Annotated in this window: 15 protein-coding genes and 1 pseudogene; 8 read left to right on the top strand and 8 right to left on the bottom strand. The window is 59.8% G+C overall.

Annotated elements, in window-relative coordinates; genetic code table 11:
• Window positions 1-33: 33 nt before the first annotated feature.
• From IPI56_06795 to IPI56_06770, 6 genes are read right to left on the bottom strand one after another with little or no spacing between them, the layout of a single operon-like run.
• Entirely contained in the window at window positions 34-585 is a 552-nt protein-coding gene (locus IPI56_06795; protein ID MBK7545434.1) for a hemerythrin domain-containing protein, read from the bottom strand.
• A 16-nt stretch (window positions 586-601) separates the two neighbouring features.
• A complete protein-coding gene (locus IPI56_06790) occupies window positions 602-1,210 on the bottom strand; it encodes a hypothetical protein (GenBank protein ID MBK7545433.1) in 609 nt (202 codons plus the stop codon).
• 11 nt (window positions 1,211-1,221) lie between these two features.
• A complete protein-coding gene (locus tag IPI56_06785; GenBank protein MBK7545432.1) occupies window positions 1,222-1,569 on the bottom strand; it encodes a cupin domain-containing protein in 348 nt (115 codons plus the stop codon).
• 13 nt (window positions 1,570-1,582) lie between these two features.
• A complete protein-coding gene (locus tag IPI56_06780; GenBank protein MBK7545431.1) occupies window positions 1,583-2,017 on the bottom strand; it encodes a hypothetical protein in 435 nt (144 codons plus the stop codon).
• 43 nt (window positions 2,018-2,060) lie between these two features.
• Window positions 2,061-2,303, bottom strand: coding sequence for a hypothetical protein (locus IPI56_06775; protein ID MBK7545430.1), 243 nt, complete (start codon window positions 2,301-2,303; stop codon window positions 2,061-2,063).
• Window positions 2,300-3,268 carry a hypothetical protein gene (locus tag IPI56_06770; protein ID MBK7545429.1) on the bottom strand — a complete coding sequence of 323 codons (969 nt, stop codon included), beginning with the start codon at window positions 3,266-3,268 and terminating at the stop codon, window positions 2,300-2,302. The genes IPI56_06775 and IPI56_06770 overlap by 4 nt, the downstream gene beginning before the upstream one ends.
• A gap of 1,073 nt (window positions 3,269-4,341) precedes the next feature.
• Between IPI56_06770 and IPI56_06765 the strand changes: the two genes are divergently transcribed.
• Together IPI56_06765 and IPI56_06760 are read left to right on the top strand one after the other, a co-directional pair.
• Window positions 4,342-5,694, top strand: a complete 1,353-nt coding sequence (locus IPI56_06765) for a hypothetical protein (GenBank protein MBK7545428.1) — start codon at window positions 4,342-4,344, stop codon at window positions 5,692-5,694.
• Window positions 5,695-6,404: 710 nt separating this feature from the next.
• Entirely contained in the window at window positions 6,405-6,809 is a 405-nt protein-coding gene (locus tag IPI56_06760; GenBank protein ID MBK7545427.1) for a hypothetical protein, read from the top strand.
• 263 nt (window positions 6,810-7,072) lie between these two features.
• Here IPI56_06760 and IPI56_06755 read toward each other — a convergent pair.
• Both IPI56_06755 and hypD read right to left on the bottom strand, forming a co-directional pair.
• Window positions 7,073-8,783 (bottom strand): annotated as a pseudogene (locus IPI56_06755) (hydrogenase maturation protein).
• Complete coding sequence (gene hypD / locus IPI56_06750; GenBank protein ID MBK7545426.1) at window positions 8,780-9,910, bottom strand: hydrogenase formation protein HypD; 1,131 nt, start codon at window positions 9,908-9,910, stop codon at window positions 8,780-8,782. Before hypD ends, IPI56_06755 begins: the two are co-directional and overlap by 4 nt.
• A 141-nt stretch (window positions 9,911-10,051) precedes the next feature.
• Here hypD and IPI56_06745 point away from each other — a divergent pair, with 141 nt between their 5' ends.
• From IPI56_06745 to IPI56_06720, 6 genes are all read left to right on the top strand, one after another.
• Complete coding sequence (locus IPI56_06745; protein ID MBK7545425.1) at window positions 10,052-10,456, top strand: Rrf2 family transcriptional regulator; 405 nt, start codon at window positions 10,052-10,054, stop codon at window positions 10,454-10,456.
• A 13-nt stretch (window positions 10,457-10,469) separates the two neighbouring features.
• A complete protein-coding gene (locus tag IPI56_06740) occupies window positions 10,470-11,054 on the top strand; it encodes a hemerythrin domain-containing protein (protein ID MBK7545424.1) in 585 nt (194 codons plus the stop codon).
• Window positions 11,055-11,098: 44 nt separating this feature from the next.
• Window positions 11,099-11,428 (top strand): nitrous oxide-stimulated promoter family protein, encoded by a 330-nt coding sequence (locus tag IPI56_06735; protein ID MBK7545423.1) that lies wholly within the window; start codon window positions 11,099-11,101, stop codon window positions 11,426-11,428.
• Between the two features lie 85 nt (window positions 11,429-11,513).
• Window positions 11,514-12,200, top strand: coding sequence for a type 1 glutamine amidotransferase (locus IPI56_06730; GenBank protein MBK7545422.1), 687 nt, complete (start codon window positions 11,514-11,516; stop codon window positions 12,198-12,200).
• 222 nt (window positions 12,201-12,422) lie between these two features.
• Window positions 12,423-14,663: a nitric-oxide reductase large subunit gene (locus tag IPI56_06725; GenBank protein MBK7545421.1), complete on the top strand. Its 2,241-nt coding sequence runs from the start codon at window positions 12,423-12,425 to the stop codon at window positions 14,661-14,663.
• Entirely contained in the window at window positions 14,660-14,995 is a 336-nt protein-coding gene (locus tag IPI56_06720) for a cupin domain-containing protein (protein ID MBK7545420.1), read from the top strand. The genes IPI56_06725 and IPI56_06720 overlap by 4 nt, the downstream gene beginning before the upstream one ends.
• Window position 14,996: the final 1 nt, after the last annotated feature.

Below are 14,996 nucleotides of genomic sequence, written 5' to 3'. Positions count from 1 at the left end.
TCCCGACGCTCGGGCTCCCCTTCGGTGTCGCCCTCAAACCATGTTTCCCAATTCCTCCGCGAACCTTTCCCATTCCCGATGTGTTTCCTCACCCAACTCCTTCTCCACCGCAATGAACTTCTCCAAAAGAATCTTTTGTTCCGCCGCATTTAAAACCTTGCCTGTCATGGGCGACAGCAAATAGTCCTCCTTCCAAATGTGGTTTGGATAGAGCGTCGCAAGCGGTTTCATGCTGGCGGCGAGACCCACGCGCCCGGCTTGAGGGTCCTTGGCGTAGGATTCAACAGCCTCAGCGAACTTTCCGACCAACGACCGCCCCGACTTGTGCTCGAACATCAGCGCGGCAAGAGGACAACCTGTTGTCGGAACCCCCTTTTTTTCGAGAAGCGTGAACAGATGCGCCTCCTCTTTCCCATGGTGGAACTTGTCCGCGTAGGTCCGTAAGAACTCCACGGTCCGGCGCAGGGTGTCCGGGCTTACGTCTCCGCCCTTTTCGAGTTTCTCGGTCATGGCCACCATCGCGGCCACCACTTTGAGGATGAAGACGTGTTCGGCTTCTAAAATGTCCGTCGCGTTTTTCGGCATAAGGCCTCCTATCGGTTCAATGGGCGTGAATCTCGCCGCCCTCATGATTTCCTTCGTGCTCTCCCCCCGACCTTAGGATGTCCCCGTGGAGGCGTTCAACGTAATGGACATACTCAATGTAGGCTTCGACATACTCCCGCCCCGCCTCCACGCTTTCGTCGGCGTGTTTCATCTTCTCCAACGCCCTTTGAAAACGATCTCGGATGCCCTTCCCCGCCGACTCGGAGACTTCTTTCGCCAGGGAATCCACCGACCCGGTTTCCAGCGCCTTGTCCGCCGCCTCTACCGCCTCACCTGGCTCTACGGATTTCAAACCGGTGAAGGGCGCCCCCTCTCCGGCCCGATGGATTCGCACCAACGTTTCAAAGAAGAAACGGTCCGCCAAGTCTTTGGCCTCCGGCCCATTCTTCCGTACGGCCAGGGTTTCCTTGAACGCTCGCCGGATTTCCGCTTCGTCGTCCCTCTTCACCCATTTAAGCACGGGGGTGACGTCTCCCTTGTCCAAGGCCGCTTTCGCTGTCGTTACCACCGGCCCGTTCATCGTGTCGCAATGGGCTGAGGCAATATGCGGCGTGGCCAGGGCGCCAACCGCCAAAAGAAAGCCAAACAATCCATGTGGTTTCATTTTCCAGCCTCCTATGATCGGATCATTACAAGCATCATCTTAAATCTCTTCACGGCATTAAGGGCGTGGGGCTGCCCGGCGGGCAGGATGATGATCTCCCCGGCCTTGACCGCGTGTGATTTCCCGGTAATCGTGATCTCCGCCTCGCCGTCCAAAACGTGGACCAACGCGTTGAAGGGGGCGGTATGCTCGCTCAAGCCCTGCCCCTCATCGAAAGCGAACACAGTGACCGTCCCCGTGTTTTTCCGAATGATCTCCCGGCTCACGACGGAGCCCTGCTGATAATTCACCCAATCAGACAACACAACCGCCTTGCCCAACGCCTCATTGGCCGTTACTTCGGATGGGGGATGCCCCATAGATGTCTCCTCCTTACGATTTCGCGCCCTTCGGCGCGTAGGTTAAAGGTTTCTCTTCCGCCGGATCGGCGGCGTAGTCCGCAAACCACCGGACCCCGTAGTAAACTAACCAAGCCCATACCGACCACATGCCGTCTTCCAGACACAGAACCCGGAGCGTCTTGTCCGCCGCCACGCGGTCAACGGCGGGGTCCAGGTGGCCGAGCCGCATCAATTGATAGAGGGCGTCATGGACGAGGGAACCCCGCATAAAAGAAAGCGTGTCCACCGTTGGGCCGGAGGGGCCGTCCCAGGCGTAACCCTCTTTGATTCTCAATTCCCCCGTGGTGTCGAGCGAAACGTAGTCGGTCCGAATCGCGGCGGGGGGGACAAGGGAAACGCGAACGACATAGGGGCGTTTCAGTTGGTATTTGTAGCCGCCCTTGTAGGTGATGAAGTTGTCCGTCATGGTCCGGTTCTCCGCTCCGAAGGTTCCCTCGTTAATGCCTCGGTTAAAACCCGTAACTGAAACTCACCCGGAAGGCCGCCCGCTCCGTGTTGTTCTTGGCCCTGTAATCCGTGAAGGTGTATTTCCCTTCCAAGGAAATCTCTAAGCCCTCCGCCAAATCCTTATCCCAAATCATCGTCGTCTTGTATCGCTTCTTGTCCTTTTGAGAATCCCGGTAATAGTAGGTGTTGACCTCGGCCAGGAGCGTCGCCGTCCACGTCTTTTTCCGCCAATAGACCGTTTTCAACTCGACGGTTTCCTTTTTAAGTTGTTGCCGGAGATCAACGCGAATTTAGCTTCCCGATGCCCCACCAGGACGGACGCCCACCATCGCGCCTTCTCGTTTTTCACGAAGACCCGCTTCCATTCGTTCTGGATCGAATACCCCCGATGGTCCCGGTTGTAAAAGAGGTAATTCTTCTCAAAGTGTTCGTATTCGAGGGTTGTGTCCGTGTTCTCCCCGATGTCGTGATAGGTCTGTCCGTTGACGGTCCAATAACGGTAATCGTAATCAATGTCCGACTCGTCATCTTCCTTGGTGTCCCGTTGGCCCACGTTCGCCCGAAGCGTCGCTTTGTTGATCATCGGATTGTCGAATTTGTAGGCCCCTTTCCCCGTCCAGGCCTGTTTAGTTCGTTTTTTGAAGGCCCGTTCCTTTTCCGTCCTGGCGATGCTATAGGACGACGTGAGATTCACCCTGTTTCCGTCGAAATAGCGGTTCCCGTTGATCCGTCCGATCCAGGTGGTTTCGTCCTTCTCCTCCGCGTGTTCGTATCGGTAGGCATCCATCCCGCCTTCCACCGTCAACCGATACAGGTCTTTCGCGGCCTTGGTGAAAAAGGACGACGCGCTGTTTTGCTCAAACTCATTCCGAGGGGTGTCGTTGAACCGTTTCTCCCGGTGTTTCACTTCCAGGCCCACTTGCCGGGTCTGTTTCTTCTCCCCCGCCAAGTCATAGGCCGCCTTCCCCTTGTAGGTCGAGGATCGGTTGTCCAGCGCGTTCGTGTCTTTGTAGTCCCGGAACTTCTGGAAGGTGCTCACTTCGTATTCGAGGTTGTCGGCGGGGGAGTCGTTGTATTTGAGGTGATAATTCCGGTAGGTGTACTCGTCGTCCAGCCCTTCTTCTTCAAAATCCTCCAAAGCCGTCCGCTTGCCCGTGTCGAAATAACCGATCAGGGTCCGGTCGGCCCCGTGAACATTGGGGACAGGCAAGGCACCGAAGGCGAAAACAAGGGGGAGAACAAGCCGCCACCCTCCTTTCGACCCGTCCAAGACCCCCCGCCATGACCAAGAACGTCGGACCATAGAAAGAATTCCCCGGAGAATTCAGGATGGACACCGTCCCTAATTTCTTCAAACGATTTTACAACCTTTCAACAGGGGGGAACAAAACCAATACGCCGAAGCTGGAAAACCGGTCGCGGCTGTTCCCTCGATCCTGCCGCAGGATGCGCCTCCAAGTTTTTGGCCAGGACGGCCAGGATGCCCGGGGTTCCACCCGGCCTCGGCCGTCGTCCGCCTTCGGCGGCGGCGTTATGAATAACAATAACAGTATTTCTAATTATTGTTGTTTTGCGCACTATGGTCAGGAATGATAGAATAAACCCGTTCCACCTCGTTGGGATCATCCGGGCCAGCGGCATGGCTGAAGGCTCGGGGAGGTTCCTACGATGGGCCGACCGACCGGGAGCTTGCAGACGGGCAGGGAGAAATCCTGGCCAGGAAGCAGGCGAACGGCAACAGGCTCATCCGAAGTCTCAACCAGCTGACAACTGCCGGCACAAGGGGTTGGTGCTGTTGGCTAGTGAAGAGAATCAAGCGAGGCGGGGCGCGCAGGCCCGGGCGGGGAAGACCTTCCCGACGGGCGGGCACTTCAAACGACGTCCGGGCAGTGAACCCTGCGGCCCGTCGTGTCGCGCTGACCACTCGGTAGACGAATCGCCGTTGTGTCGCGCACATGGAGGAGCCTTGACGAAAAAACGCGCCGTGGTAAGATGGAATTCGAAGCTGGGTTCGCGGTTTCCGTGCGGGCTCCGGTGGCGGCTCACGCCCTGTTTCTTGCGTTAGTCGTTACCGGAAGTTTCAGCGGAACCTATGGGCACCTCGTTTGGACCCTCCGGGCCAGCGGCATGGCTGAAGGCTCGGGGAGGTTCCTACGATGGGCCGACCGACCGGGAGCTTGCAGACGGGCAGGGAGAAATCCTGGCCAGGAAGCAGGCGAACGGCAACAGGAGGAAGTCTGTAGTTGGCGCCGTGCTTAAACCAACCCCCCAATTTCCAAGCATATGGCTATCCCATCCTTCCAACAGCTCGCCCGGGCAGATTTTCTTGAACTCGCCTGGTATAGAATAAATCGCTCTTCCCGAGCGCCCGGCATTGACGGGGAGACTATCAAGCATTTTGCCGATCAGCTCCGCCCGAAGTTGCGCTCACTATCCCAAGACCTTAAAAATGAGACCTTCAAGTTCCAGCCTTTAAAGGGCGTTACGATTCCGAAAGCGGATGGGACATCTCGCCCCCTGAGAATTCCTACTGTTAAAGATCGAATAGTATTGAAGGCGCTCCAAATATTTCTTGAGCCACGACTTTCCCCCCTGAACGCACCATTCAGCTATGCGTATAAAAGCAAGGATCATAATAAAGACCAGGGCGGTGTTTTCCGCGCTATTGAACACGCCCGAGAACTGGGTATGCGATACGATTTCGTTCTGGAAGCGGACATCCAAAGTTATTTTGAAACGGTGGATAAAGAGCGACTGTCGAAGGCCCTCTTTAAAGTGCAAAGACTCTCCTCACTGGACAGTCTTCTCCAAGAGGCGATAGACCTCGAAACAAATATCGGTCCGATGGTGGCCGATAATGATAAGGCCCTGTTCGAAAATGACGATAGAGGGATTCCTCAGGGGAGCGCGCTTTCCCCTCTTCTCGCCAACCTATACTTGTCCCACTTCGATCTAAAAATGACCGATGCTGGTTGGGAGATGCTGCGGTACGCTGACGACATAATCATCTTTGCTGAAACAGAGGAACGGGCCAAAAGCGCATATACCCTGGCGCGAGATCTTCTGATTTCGATGGGTCTGAACATGCATGAGCTTTCATCTGACCCGAAGGCAAAAACAAAAATCAGGCGAACAAACTCCGATGGCGTTGAGTTCGTTGGATTTAGAGCTCAAACAAATCAGATTTTCCCGGGATCAAAAACCTTGGCGAAATTCCGCGCGGACATTCAAGAAATGACCAATGTGGAAAACATGAATAGGAAAACCAAAAAAATACCATTTGACCGAAGGGACTCCCTCATTTCACGCGCGACAAGCATCAGCAACAAGACGGAGGGTAAGGCGGCATCCCTGGCGTGTTGCAGTGAGTGCCAGGAGATTTCACAGTTAAGCAAATTTGTTGAAGACCGATTTATTGGTATGTTCGAGCGCCTTGGACTTCGATTCCCCGATCGCAACCCGGAGCGTCTCAAGATGGTGGGAGTTCCCAACCTATTTGAAATTTGGCGAGATCGAAGGGACGGCTACAAAAGAAAAGCTGTTGTCCCCACAGCTCAAAAAAGTGACGCCATCACATGGGCGGACCAAAACCGCAGTTCATTGACATCAGCTTTCAAACAAATCCAGACAGCCTGAAAATCAATCCAACTTCGCCCATCCGCGATCCAATTTAAGGCCTTTTTACTAAAACCGGTCGCGGCTGTTCCCTCGATCCGGCCGCAGGATGCGCCTCCAAGTTTTCGGCCAGGACGGCCAGGAGGCCCGGGGTTCCACCCGGCCTCGGCCGTCGTCCGCCTTCGGCGGCGGCATACTGCGGTTTTTCCGTCGGCTCCCGGCCTTCGCCGTCCGCCAGGACGGAAAAATTCCCGTCTCTCGGATTGGGTCTCGCGTCCCATTGAGCGGCAGAAATCACCGCTCAATGAGATTGGGCCGCTCGGCACAATCAGCCACGACCTTTAAGGGTTCCACGGCCGGAGTCATGGCCGTGTTCCCGATATGTGGGAATCCTTTCCGGGGGGGAACCTTCCCGGAGCGGACGGCCGGTAGCCCGGCCGATCCAAGATTTTGCGCTTTCCGTCCTGTGTCTTTTCAGTTTAACAACGGCCTGAGGTGGTCACGTCAAGGGCTCCGGCCCAGGCATAAAAGAAACGGCCTTCGGCCATTTATTCCTGGCCGGACCCTCTACGGTCGCTTCGCTCCACTTCGCGCCGGGGCTCGATGGTGCGGGGCCTAAGGTGAGGCCCGTCCCCTTCCTTCGATCCAACCCCTCCCGGCGTGACGGACCTCCCAGGCTCGTTGTTCCTTTTCTCCCAAACACCGCGGAAAGCGGCTTAAGGAGGAAACACATGCACACGCAAAAGCAGGGATTGTTCAGTGACGCGCCGGTCATCAGCGTTTATACTCGCGCCCAGGCCATTGAGGATGGGTTCTTGGTTGACGTGTCTGATTCGTCGGAGTACAAGGAGCTTCGGTTCCGCTTCCCCATTGCTCTTACTCGGGCAGTGTGGGATCGGTATGTCGAGGTTCCGCAAGGAGTGTGGGGGCAGGATCTTCATGGGCGGCTTTGGGATCTGTTGTTCATGCTCCGCCACGCCATCCGCAGTTCCGCCACCGGGGATTACCTCAGGTTTCATCTCCACGTCCGCAATGATAACCGGGCAGGCATGCCCCCGCTCGTCACGCTCAAGGCCATCTGCGGCCCCGGCGATGATGCGGAGCCGGTCATTACCGTCCTGCTTTTATGTTCTTAAGAACATAACCGCATGACGCAGATGGTGGGCGACCCATCATCGCCGGGGCCGCAGATGGCTTTGAGCGACACCAAGGGCAGCGTGCCTTCCCGATTATCATTGCGGACGTGAAGGCTGAACAGGATTTGGGCGCCGTGCGCCCCGCTGCGGGCAGCCGAGCGTAGGCACCAGAGCCCAAAGGCGACCAGCCAGATCCTGGCCGTTGACACCGGGGAAGGAGCGCTTGTCCCGCGCCTTACCGGATCGACATACGGCCACGCCATTCACACCCCCCTGAGGATCCTCCGATGGACGGCCAAGTGGGAAGGCGTCCTGGACTTGGGGATTTTTCGAATGAAGTTGTAGCGCGCGACGTGGTAACTGGGGTCGAAGCCGAAGAAGTTCATCCGCATCCGGTCGAGTTCCTCCCGGCGGTATTCCGCAAGGGGCTTGGCGGCTTCCTCCGCCGCGCGGCGGACGCGTTTCTCGTCGATCAGGCGGACCAGCACCGGGTCCTTCGCCAAGTCCAACGCGCGCCGATGCGCCTCCGCAAAGAAATCCTCGACGTTTCCGCCGAAGGCATCGTCCGCCAGTCCCCATCGCCTCGCCTGCGCGCTTCCCACGGGCCACAGGACCGATGCCAGTTCGCCGGCCCGCTCGCTCCCCACTCGCCTCGGCAGGGTGTACGTCCAGTATTCAGAGCCGAAAAGGTTTCCCATGGCGGCGTAATGGGGGTTGATGATCGCCCCCGTTCTCATCCAAACCAGGTCCGCCGCCAAGGCCAGGAAGGCCCCTCCCGCGCCCGCGTCACCGCCCAAGGCCGACACGACGAGTTGGTCCGTCGTCGTCAAGATTTCCAAAGCGAGGTCGTCCATGGCGATGATGTTCCGCAGGGATTCCTCCGCCGGGCTCTCGGCCGCTTCGATCCGGGCAAGGTCGATCCCGTTGCTCCAATAATCGGGGCCTCCCGCCAGGACCAGGACCTTCGCCGGGCCCTTTTTCGCCCGGCGGAGGAGTCCCCGGAGCCGCCGGCAATCCGCCGTCCCCATGGCCCCGTTGTAAAAGGGGAAACGGATCCACCCGACTCCGTTCCTCGTAGGACATGTCCGGCAGGCCCTCTTCCGGGCCGGCCGTCGGAACCCCCGCCAGGACCGCAACTCCGAGGACTCGGACGGCAGGGAGTTTCAAGGGGGGCGGTCCGCTTCCGTCGGGTTCCGGCCGTAGTCTGCCGATCCAAACGGCGCCATCCGCGGCGCCGACCAGGACCGCGCCGAGCCGCCGGGCTAGGATTTTCCCGGCGTCGTCGGGCTTCAGGACTCGACGGGGGCTTCCGGTTGCCGGGTGCGCGTCGAAAAGGCGCAACGAGATGCCAGCCAAATTCCCCGGAGCGCCGGGAATCCCGTCCGATGCGCGGACGCGACGGAGAACTTCCTCGACCCCGTGGCGCCGCCAGTCCACGGCGCGGTCGGCGGATCGACAGGGAGGAAGTGGTCGGCCATGAACGCCGGGCCGGGAATAGTCCAGGGGTGCGGGCCGCGCCCCGTCGGCGAATTTATCCAACGCTTCCAGGACGGCCGCGACGGCGGCCTCGGCGACTTCGCGGCGGTAGAGGCTTCCCTTCGTCGCCTCCCTCATTTTGAAACATTTTTCCGCCCACACGTCTCCCCCGTCAAAGACTCCGTTCGCCTGGAGCACTGTCGCGCCCCATTCCCCCTCTCCACGGAGGACGGCCCAGTCCAGAGCCGAGGGACCCCGGTCGCCGATAATCCCCGGGTGGACGACGAGGCATGGGAGGCCCCTCCAGACGCTTTCCGGGATCGCGCGTTTGAGGAATGGCGCCAAAACGACGTCCGGGCGGAATAGACGGACGGCTTCCTCGGTGACGGCGTCCGAAACGTCAAATTCCACGGTGGCCTCGTGGCCGCGTTCTCGGAGTTCCACGTGGAGCCGCTGGGCGAGGCTGTTGAAGGAGTGGCAGAGGAGCAGGATTTTCACCGGACCGGCCTCCGGGGACTGTGTCGATAAAGAGCGGCGCAAGCGCCTTCCGAGGAAACCATGCAGGACCCGACGGGCCGTTCCGGCGTGCAGGCGGTTCCGAACAGGGGGCATTCCAGGGGTTCGCCCATCCCGCGCAGGATAGCCCCGCACAGACACCCCGGCGGTTCCGGTACGGCCGGCGCGGCAAGGTCAAAACGGGCCTCCGCGTCCCATTCCCGGAAGGCCCGCCGAATACGGAGGCCGCCGTAGGGGACGGGCCCAAGTCCCCGCCACTCAAAAATCTTCCTCAGTTCGAAGACTTCCGCCGCCATCCGCTGAGCGGGAAGGTTCCCGTCGCGGACGACGGCGCGGGAGTATTCGTTCTCCACTTCATAACGGCCCTCGTTGATTTGCCGGACGAGCCACAGGACGGAGGTCATCACATCCACCGGCTCGAACCCGGCGACAACGACGGGTTTTTGGAATTCCCGGGCGAAATAATCATAGGGCCGGGTGCCGATGATGGCGCTCACGTGGGAAGGACCGATGAAACCGTCCAGGGAAGGCCGTCCGCCGTGGGCGCGGACGGCGGGGCTGTCCAGGATGTTGTGGAGGGCCGGAGGGGTCAGGACGTGGTTGCAGTAGACGGAGAAGTTGGCGAGGCCCCGGCGGCGGGCCTCCAAAAGGACCCACGCCGTGGCGGGGACGGTCGTCTCGAACCCGGCGGCGAAAAAGACGAAAGGGCGGGACGGCTCGCGCGCGGCCATCGCCATCGCGTCGGCGGCGGCGTAGATGACCCGCGCGTCCGCCCCGCGAGCCCGGGCCGAAAGAAGGCTCTCCCCGTCGGCGGCGGGAGCCCGAAGGACATCGCCGTAGGAACAGACGACGACCCTTTCTCCCACGGCCAGACGGACGGCCGCCTGGATCCGCCCGGCGGGGAGGACGCACACGGGACATCCCGGACCGTGGACGAGCTTGATGGAGGGGGGGAGCAGTTCCGACAACCCAAACCGATGGATCGTGTGGGTGTGCCCTCCACAGAATTCCATGAACCGGTAGGAGCGGCCGGGGCGCGCTTCCCGTCCGATCCGATCCGCCAGTTGATGGACCAGTGCCGGGTCGCGGTATTCGTCAACGAATTTCATGGGGCCGCCGATGGGATAGCATGGAGACGATCTCCCCTTGTAAAAAATCTTCTCGGCGCGAGGTTGAACGAGCCGGTTCGCTTGACAAAATAGTTGTCCCGTATATAATAGGACATCTGTATCCGATTATGTGGGGAGAGTATGCTTTCAAAAACCGCCCGCGACGCCGTCCGCGCCTGCCTCATTTTGCGAGGCCTCCCGAAGGGAAGCCATGCGGGCGCGGATAAAATCTCCCAGATTATCGGTGCGCGCCCCCTGTATTTGTCGAAGATTCTCCAGGCGTTGAGCCGTCGGGGCGTTTTGGAATCGAAAAAAGGCAAGGGGGGCGGGTTCCGTCTGGGCGGGAGCCCCGAAAGGATCACTCTCCGGGACCTTTTGGGTCCGGTGGAACGTTTTCCCGGACCGTCCGAATGTTTGTTCAGGGATCGGCCTTGCCCCGACAACGCGTCGTGCCGGATTCAATGTCGATGGCGGCCGGTCCGGAGGGCCTTCGATCGATTTTTGTCGCAAACGACCTTGGCGGATGTCGCCCTCGGCCGGATATGAAAGGGGGAAATTGATGAAACCGACCGACGTGTTGTCGTCCGAGCATCGCGTGATCGAAAAGGTTTTGGGCGCTTTGGACGGGTTGACCGAACGGGCCGAAAAAACGAATTCCATCGACGGCGACGCTGTCCTCGCGATAGATTTCCTTCGGGAATACGCGGATAAACGCCACCACGCCAAGGAGGAGACCTTCCTATTTCCATTCCTCGTCAAAGACAAGGGCTGGCCGGAACATGCCGGGCCCATCGCCGTCATGCTCGCCGAGCATGAACAAGGCAGGGCCTTAGTTCGCGCGATGGCCGCCTCCCTGGAGTCCGGCGAACCGTCGAAGTTCATCGATGCCTCCCGTTCCTTTTCGCTCTTGCTTCGCGGGCACATCCGGAAAGAGGATGGAATCCTGTTCCCCATGGCGGACCAATCCATGAACGATGAAGAGAGAAATTCCCTCTTGGGTTTGTTTGAGGAAACGGAGAAGGATGACGCGGGAGCGCGTCAGAAATACGAGAAAGTGGCCGAGGAGATGGGTCTACGATATCCCGCCGAGGTTTCCGGGCGTTCCGCTCAGTCGCCGGGTTGTTTCGGCGGCTGCGGCCACTGACTTTCGCCGGGCCTGTCACAAAATTCTATAAGGCGGGGGAAAGGATGAGTATCCTTTGGAGAGAAAAAGAGACCGTTGGCGCCATGGTGCGCCTGTTTTGCTCCGGGCGACACGGCTCTGAGGAGCTTTGTCCCTCGTGTGGAGAGTTGCTGGCTTACGCCCACGCGAGGCTGGACCGCTGTCCTTTCGGCGAGGGGAAACCCGTTTGCGCCGATTGCTCGGTCCATTGTTATAAACCGGACATGCGGGATCGCATCCGGGAAGCCATGCGCTACGCGGGACCTCGGATGCCGTGGCATCATCCCTGGCGCGCGTTGGTTCATGTCGCCCGGTCGTTTAAGAAAGCGTCCCCGCGCCTTGGGCGGAGCGCCTGAATCGCGCGTTGCCCCCTATCCCGCGGGTCCTTTCCATTACCATTTATAATTTGAGTGAGGCGAACAGTTGAATATTCATTGCCTGATGCATGTCCCTCATGAAGGGCCGGGGTTGATCGCCGAATGGGCGGAGCGGCGGGGGCACACGTTGAGGGAAGTCCGCCTTTTTCGCGGGGATTTATTGCCGGACCTCCGGGATCTGGAATGGCTTGTCGTCATGGGCGGACCCATGAATGTTTATGAGGAAGACAAATACCCCTGGTTGGAGGAGGAAACGAGGTTCATTCGGCTTTCGTTGGCGAAAGGGGTCCGGACCCTGGGGATATGCCTGGGCGCCCAGTTGATGGCGAAAGCCCTGGGAGCGCGGGTGACGCGTAACCTTCAGCGGGAAATCGGCTGGTTTCCCGTTTCGATGACTCGGGAGGCTCTTCAGTCAAGCCCATTCTTTAGGTTCCCTGAGATCGTTCCCGCTTTCCATTGGCACGGGGATACCTTCGCGATACCGGACGGGGCCCAACGCGTAGTATCAAGCTCCGCCTGTCTGAACCAGGGATTTTCATTGAACGAGGGAAGAGCGGTCGGGCTGCAGTTCCATTGGGAAGTCCGCCCGTCGGACATCGATGGGTGGCTGGCGCTCGTGGACGGCATGGCGCCGGGGCCTTTCGTCCAGGCTCCCGCCGCGATGCGCGCGGCCGCGACTTTCGACCGCACAAAGGACCTGTTGAATACGATGTTGGATGGAATGGCGGAGGCCAAAGCAGGTGTCCTTTGAATGCCCTCACATTGATGCGGCCTCGGGTAATTGCCTGAAGCTCAAGGGCCTTTGCGTTCCCGGACGCCGGGGTTGCGAGTTGGCGGGTCGGGTTGTTTTCGCCTCTCCCTCTGGCGCCGGAGGAGCGGAATCAGGCGCCGGACGTCCTTCGGAGAGTATAGAATCAGATTTTCATCGGCCTGGTTACAGATGTCAAGACCTCTCGGATCAAGGAGAAAGAAAATGAAGAAATTGTGGATCGCCTTCGTCGCCGTGACGGGGATTTCGTTCGGCGTGTTGGGCTGGGTCGGTTACGAGATTTATCAAAAAGCGCCCCCGATCCCCGAGACGGTCCTCAGCACGGACGGGTCGACGGTGATCGCCTCCGGCGAGATCGCGCGGGGTCAAAATGTGTGGCAGTCCCTTGGCGGGATGGAGACGGGGTCCATTTGGGGTCACGGCAGCTACGTCGCCCCTGACTGGTCGGCGGATTGGCTGCACCGCGAACTGGTCGCCGTCTTGGACGAATGGGCGAAAGCGGAAGGCGCGGCGAACTTCGAGGGATTGCACCTCGAGAAGCGCGCGGCGCTGCAGGCCCGGCTGACCGAGCTTTATCGCCGGAACGATTACAATTCGGTTTCGAAGACGTTGACCGTTTCGCCGGTCCGTGCCCTTGCCGCGGACGCCGTGCGCACCCACCTCTCCGACGTTTTCTCGTCGGGTCGAACGGAATACGCCATTCCCGCCGGTGCGCTGACGGATCCGGTCAAGCTGAGGGAACTTTCGGCATTCATTTTTTGGACGGCATGGGCCACGGCCGCTGTCCGGCCCGGGACCGGGCACAGCTACACCAATAATTGGCCCCACGAACCCCTGATCGGAAACCAACCGACGCCCGCCATCCTGGTTTCCTCGGTGGCCAGCGTCATCCTCTTGTTGGCGGGAATCGGCCTATTGGTGTGGTTCTACGCAGGGAAATACGGGCAGGGTCATGACGTCCACACGGTCTCGAAAGAGGATCCGCTCGCTCGTTTCTCGCCGACTCCGTCCCAAAAAGCAACCCTTCCCTATTTCTTGGTTGTGGCGGGGTTGCTGTTGGCGCAGATCGGGGTGGGAGTCGTCACGGCCCACTACGGCGTGGAAGGGAACGGTTTCTACGGATTCCCCCTGGACAAGTGGTTGCCCTACGTCGTGACGAGGACTTGGCACGTTCAGTTGGGCCTCTTCTGGATCGCCACGGCCTGGTTGGCCTCGGGTCTTTTCATCGGGCCGGTGGTGGGCGGTGGCGAGCCGAAAGGGCAGGCCATCGGCGTGTGGGCTCTCTTGGGAGCGCTCGTTCTGGTGGTGGTGGGATCACTGGCCGGTGAATGGGCGAGCGTGTTCCACAAGTTCTCCAGCGCCAAAGCTTCGTTCCTGTGGGGACACCAGGGGTATGAATATGTGGACCTTGGCCGAGTCTGGCAAGCGGCGCTCTTCGGGGGATTGCTCCTGTGGCTGTTCCTGGTGGTCCGGTCCGTCCTTCCGGCCCTGCGGCGAACCGACGAGAAGAGACCGCTCCTCGGCCTGTTCGTCTTCTCCACGGCGGCCATCGCGCTCTTTTACGGCGCGGGGTTTATGTGGGGGCAGCACACGCCCTTGTCCATCGTCGAGTATTGGCGTTGGTGGGTGGTCCATCTTTGGGTCGAAGGTTTCTTCGAGGTCTTCGCCGTGGCGGTCATCGCCTTCCTCTTCGCGCAATTGGGGCTGGTGAACCCCCGCGCGGCGGCTTGGGCGGCGCTGTTTACGGCGACGATCTACCTGACGGGCGGCGTCATCGGGACCCTGCACCATCTCTATTTCGCCGGCACGCCGACCATCGCCCTCGCTTTGGGCGCGGTTTTCAGCGCCTTGGAAATCGTCCCTCTGGTGCTGGTGGGTTTCGAGGCCTGGGAGAACTGGCGCATCGGTCACGTGGCGCCGTGGGCGGCCAAATACAAATGGCCCATCTATTTCTTCCTGGCTGTGGGTTTCTGGAATCTGGTTGGAGCGGGATTGTTCGGGTTCCTGATTAACCCGCCGATCGCGCTGTATTACATGCAGGGACTCAACACCACGCCTTTGCACGGTCACGCGGCGCTGTTCGGGGTATACGGCATGCTGGGGATCGGCTTGATGCTTTTTTGCCTGCGGGTATACAAGCCCCAAGGCGAATGGCGCGAGGGACTGCTCCAGACCGGGTTCTGGGGCATGAACGTCGGACTCCTGATGATGTGCCTCCTGAGCCTTCTGCCGGTGGGTCTGGCCCAGACGTGGGAGTCGGTGCGCAACGGTTATTGGTCCGCGCGAAGCGCCGAGTTCTTGCAGTCGCCGGTCCTGAAATTCGTCCGGTGGATGCGGGTCCCGGGTGACACGGTTTTTGCCCTGGGCGCCGCGGCGATTGTGTTGTTCATCGTTGGAGTGGCGGCGGGGTGGTCGTTTAAGAAATCAAGAGAGGCGGGAACATGAATCCTGAAACGTCAGCGGCAGCGCCGGCGCACGCTTTCGTATTAAAGGATTGGGCGAACTACCAGGCGGGCTCCGTGGTGAGCCGGGAAGTCCTGCGCAAACCGACGGGTACCGTCACCGCGTTCGCCTTCGCCGAAGGGCAGGGGTTGAGTGAGCACACAGCCCCCTTCGACGCGCTGGTTTATGTTTTGGACGGTGAGGCGGAGATTTCCATCTCCGGGAATAAGCACGCGGTGAAGGCCGGGGAAATGATCGTCCTGCCCGCCGGGAAGCCCCACGCCTTGAACGCCGTGAGACCATTCAAAATGCTCTTGGTCATGATTCGATCTTAAG

The organism is Elusimicrobiota bacterium (assembly GCA_016706425.1).
Classification (GTDB): domain Bacteria; phylum Elusimicrobiota; class Elusimicrobia; order FEN-1173; family FEN-1173; genus JADJJR01.
This window is presented reverse-complemented; position numbering and strand designations above follow the sequence as displayed.

Coding starts and splice junctions, on each gene's coding strand:
- IPI56_06795 (MBK7545434.1), bottom strand. CDS start 585: ATGCCGAAAAACGCGACGGACATTTTAGAAGCCGAACACGTCTTCATC.
- IPI56_06790 (MBK7545433.1), bottom strand. CDS start 1,210: ATGAAACCACATGGATTGTTTGGCTTTCTTTTGGCGGTTGGCGCCCTG.
- IPI56_06785 (MBK7545432.1), bottom strand. CDS start 1,569: ATGGGGCATCCCCCATCCGAAGTAACGGCCAATGAGGCGTTGGGCAAG.
- IPI56_06780 (MBK7545431.1), bottom strand. CDS start 2,017: ATGACGGACAACTTCATCACCTACAAGGGCGGCTACAAATACCAACTG.
- IPI56_06765 (MBK7545428.1), top strand. CDS start 4,342: ATGGCTATCCCATCCTTCCAACAGCTCGCCCGGGCAGATTTTCTTGAA.
- IPI56_06760 (MBK7545427.1), top strand. CDS start 6,405: ATGCACACGCAAAAGCAGGGATTGTTCAGTGACGCGCCGGTCATCAGC.
- hypD (MBK7545426.1), bottom strand. CDS start 9,910: ATGAAATTCGTTGACGAATACCGCGACCCGGCACTGGTCCATCAACTG.
- IPI56_06745 (MBK7545425.1), top strand. CDS start 10,052: ATGCTTTCAAAAACCGCCCGCGACGCCGTCCGCGCCTGCCTCATTTTG.
- IPI56_06740 (MBK7545424.1), top strand. CDS start 10,470: ATGAAACCGACCGACGTGTTGTCGTCCGAGCATCGCGTGATCGAAAAG.
- IPI56_06735 (MBK7545423.1), top strand. CDS start 11,099: ATGAGTATCCTTTGGAGAGAAAAAGAGACCGTTGGCGCCATGGTGCGC.
- IPI56_06730 (MBK7545422.1), top strand. CDS start 11,514: ATGCATGTCCCTCATGAAGGGCCGGGGTTGATCGCCGAATGGGCGGAG.
- IPI56_06725 (MBK7545421.1), top strand. CDS start 12,423: ATGAAGAAATTGTGGATCGCCTTCGTCGCCGTGACGGGGATTTCGTTC.
- IPI56_06720 (MBK7545420.1), top strand. CDS start 14,660: ATGAATCCTGAAACGTCAGCGGCAGCGCCGGCGCACGCTTTCGTATTA.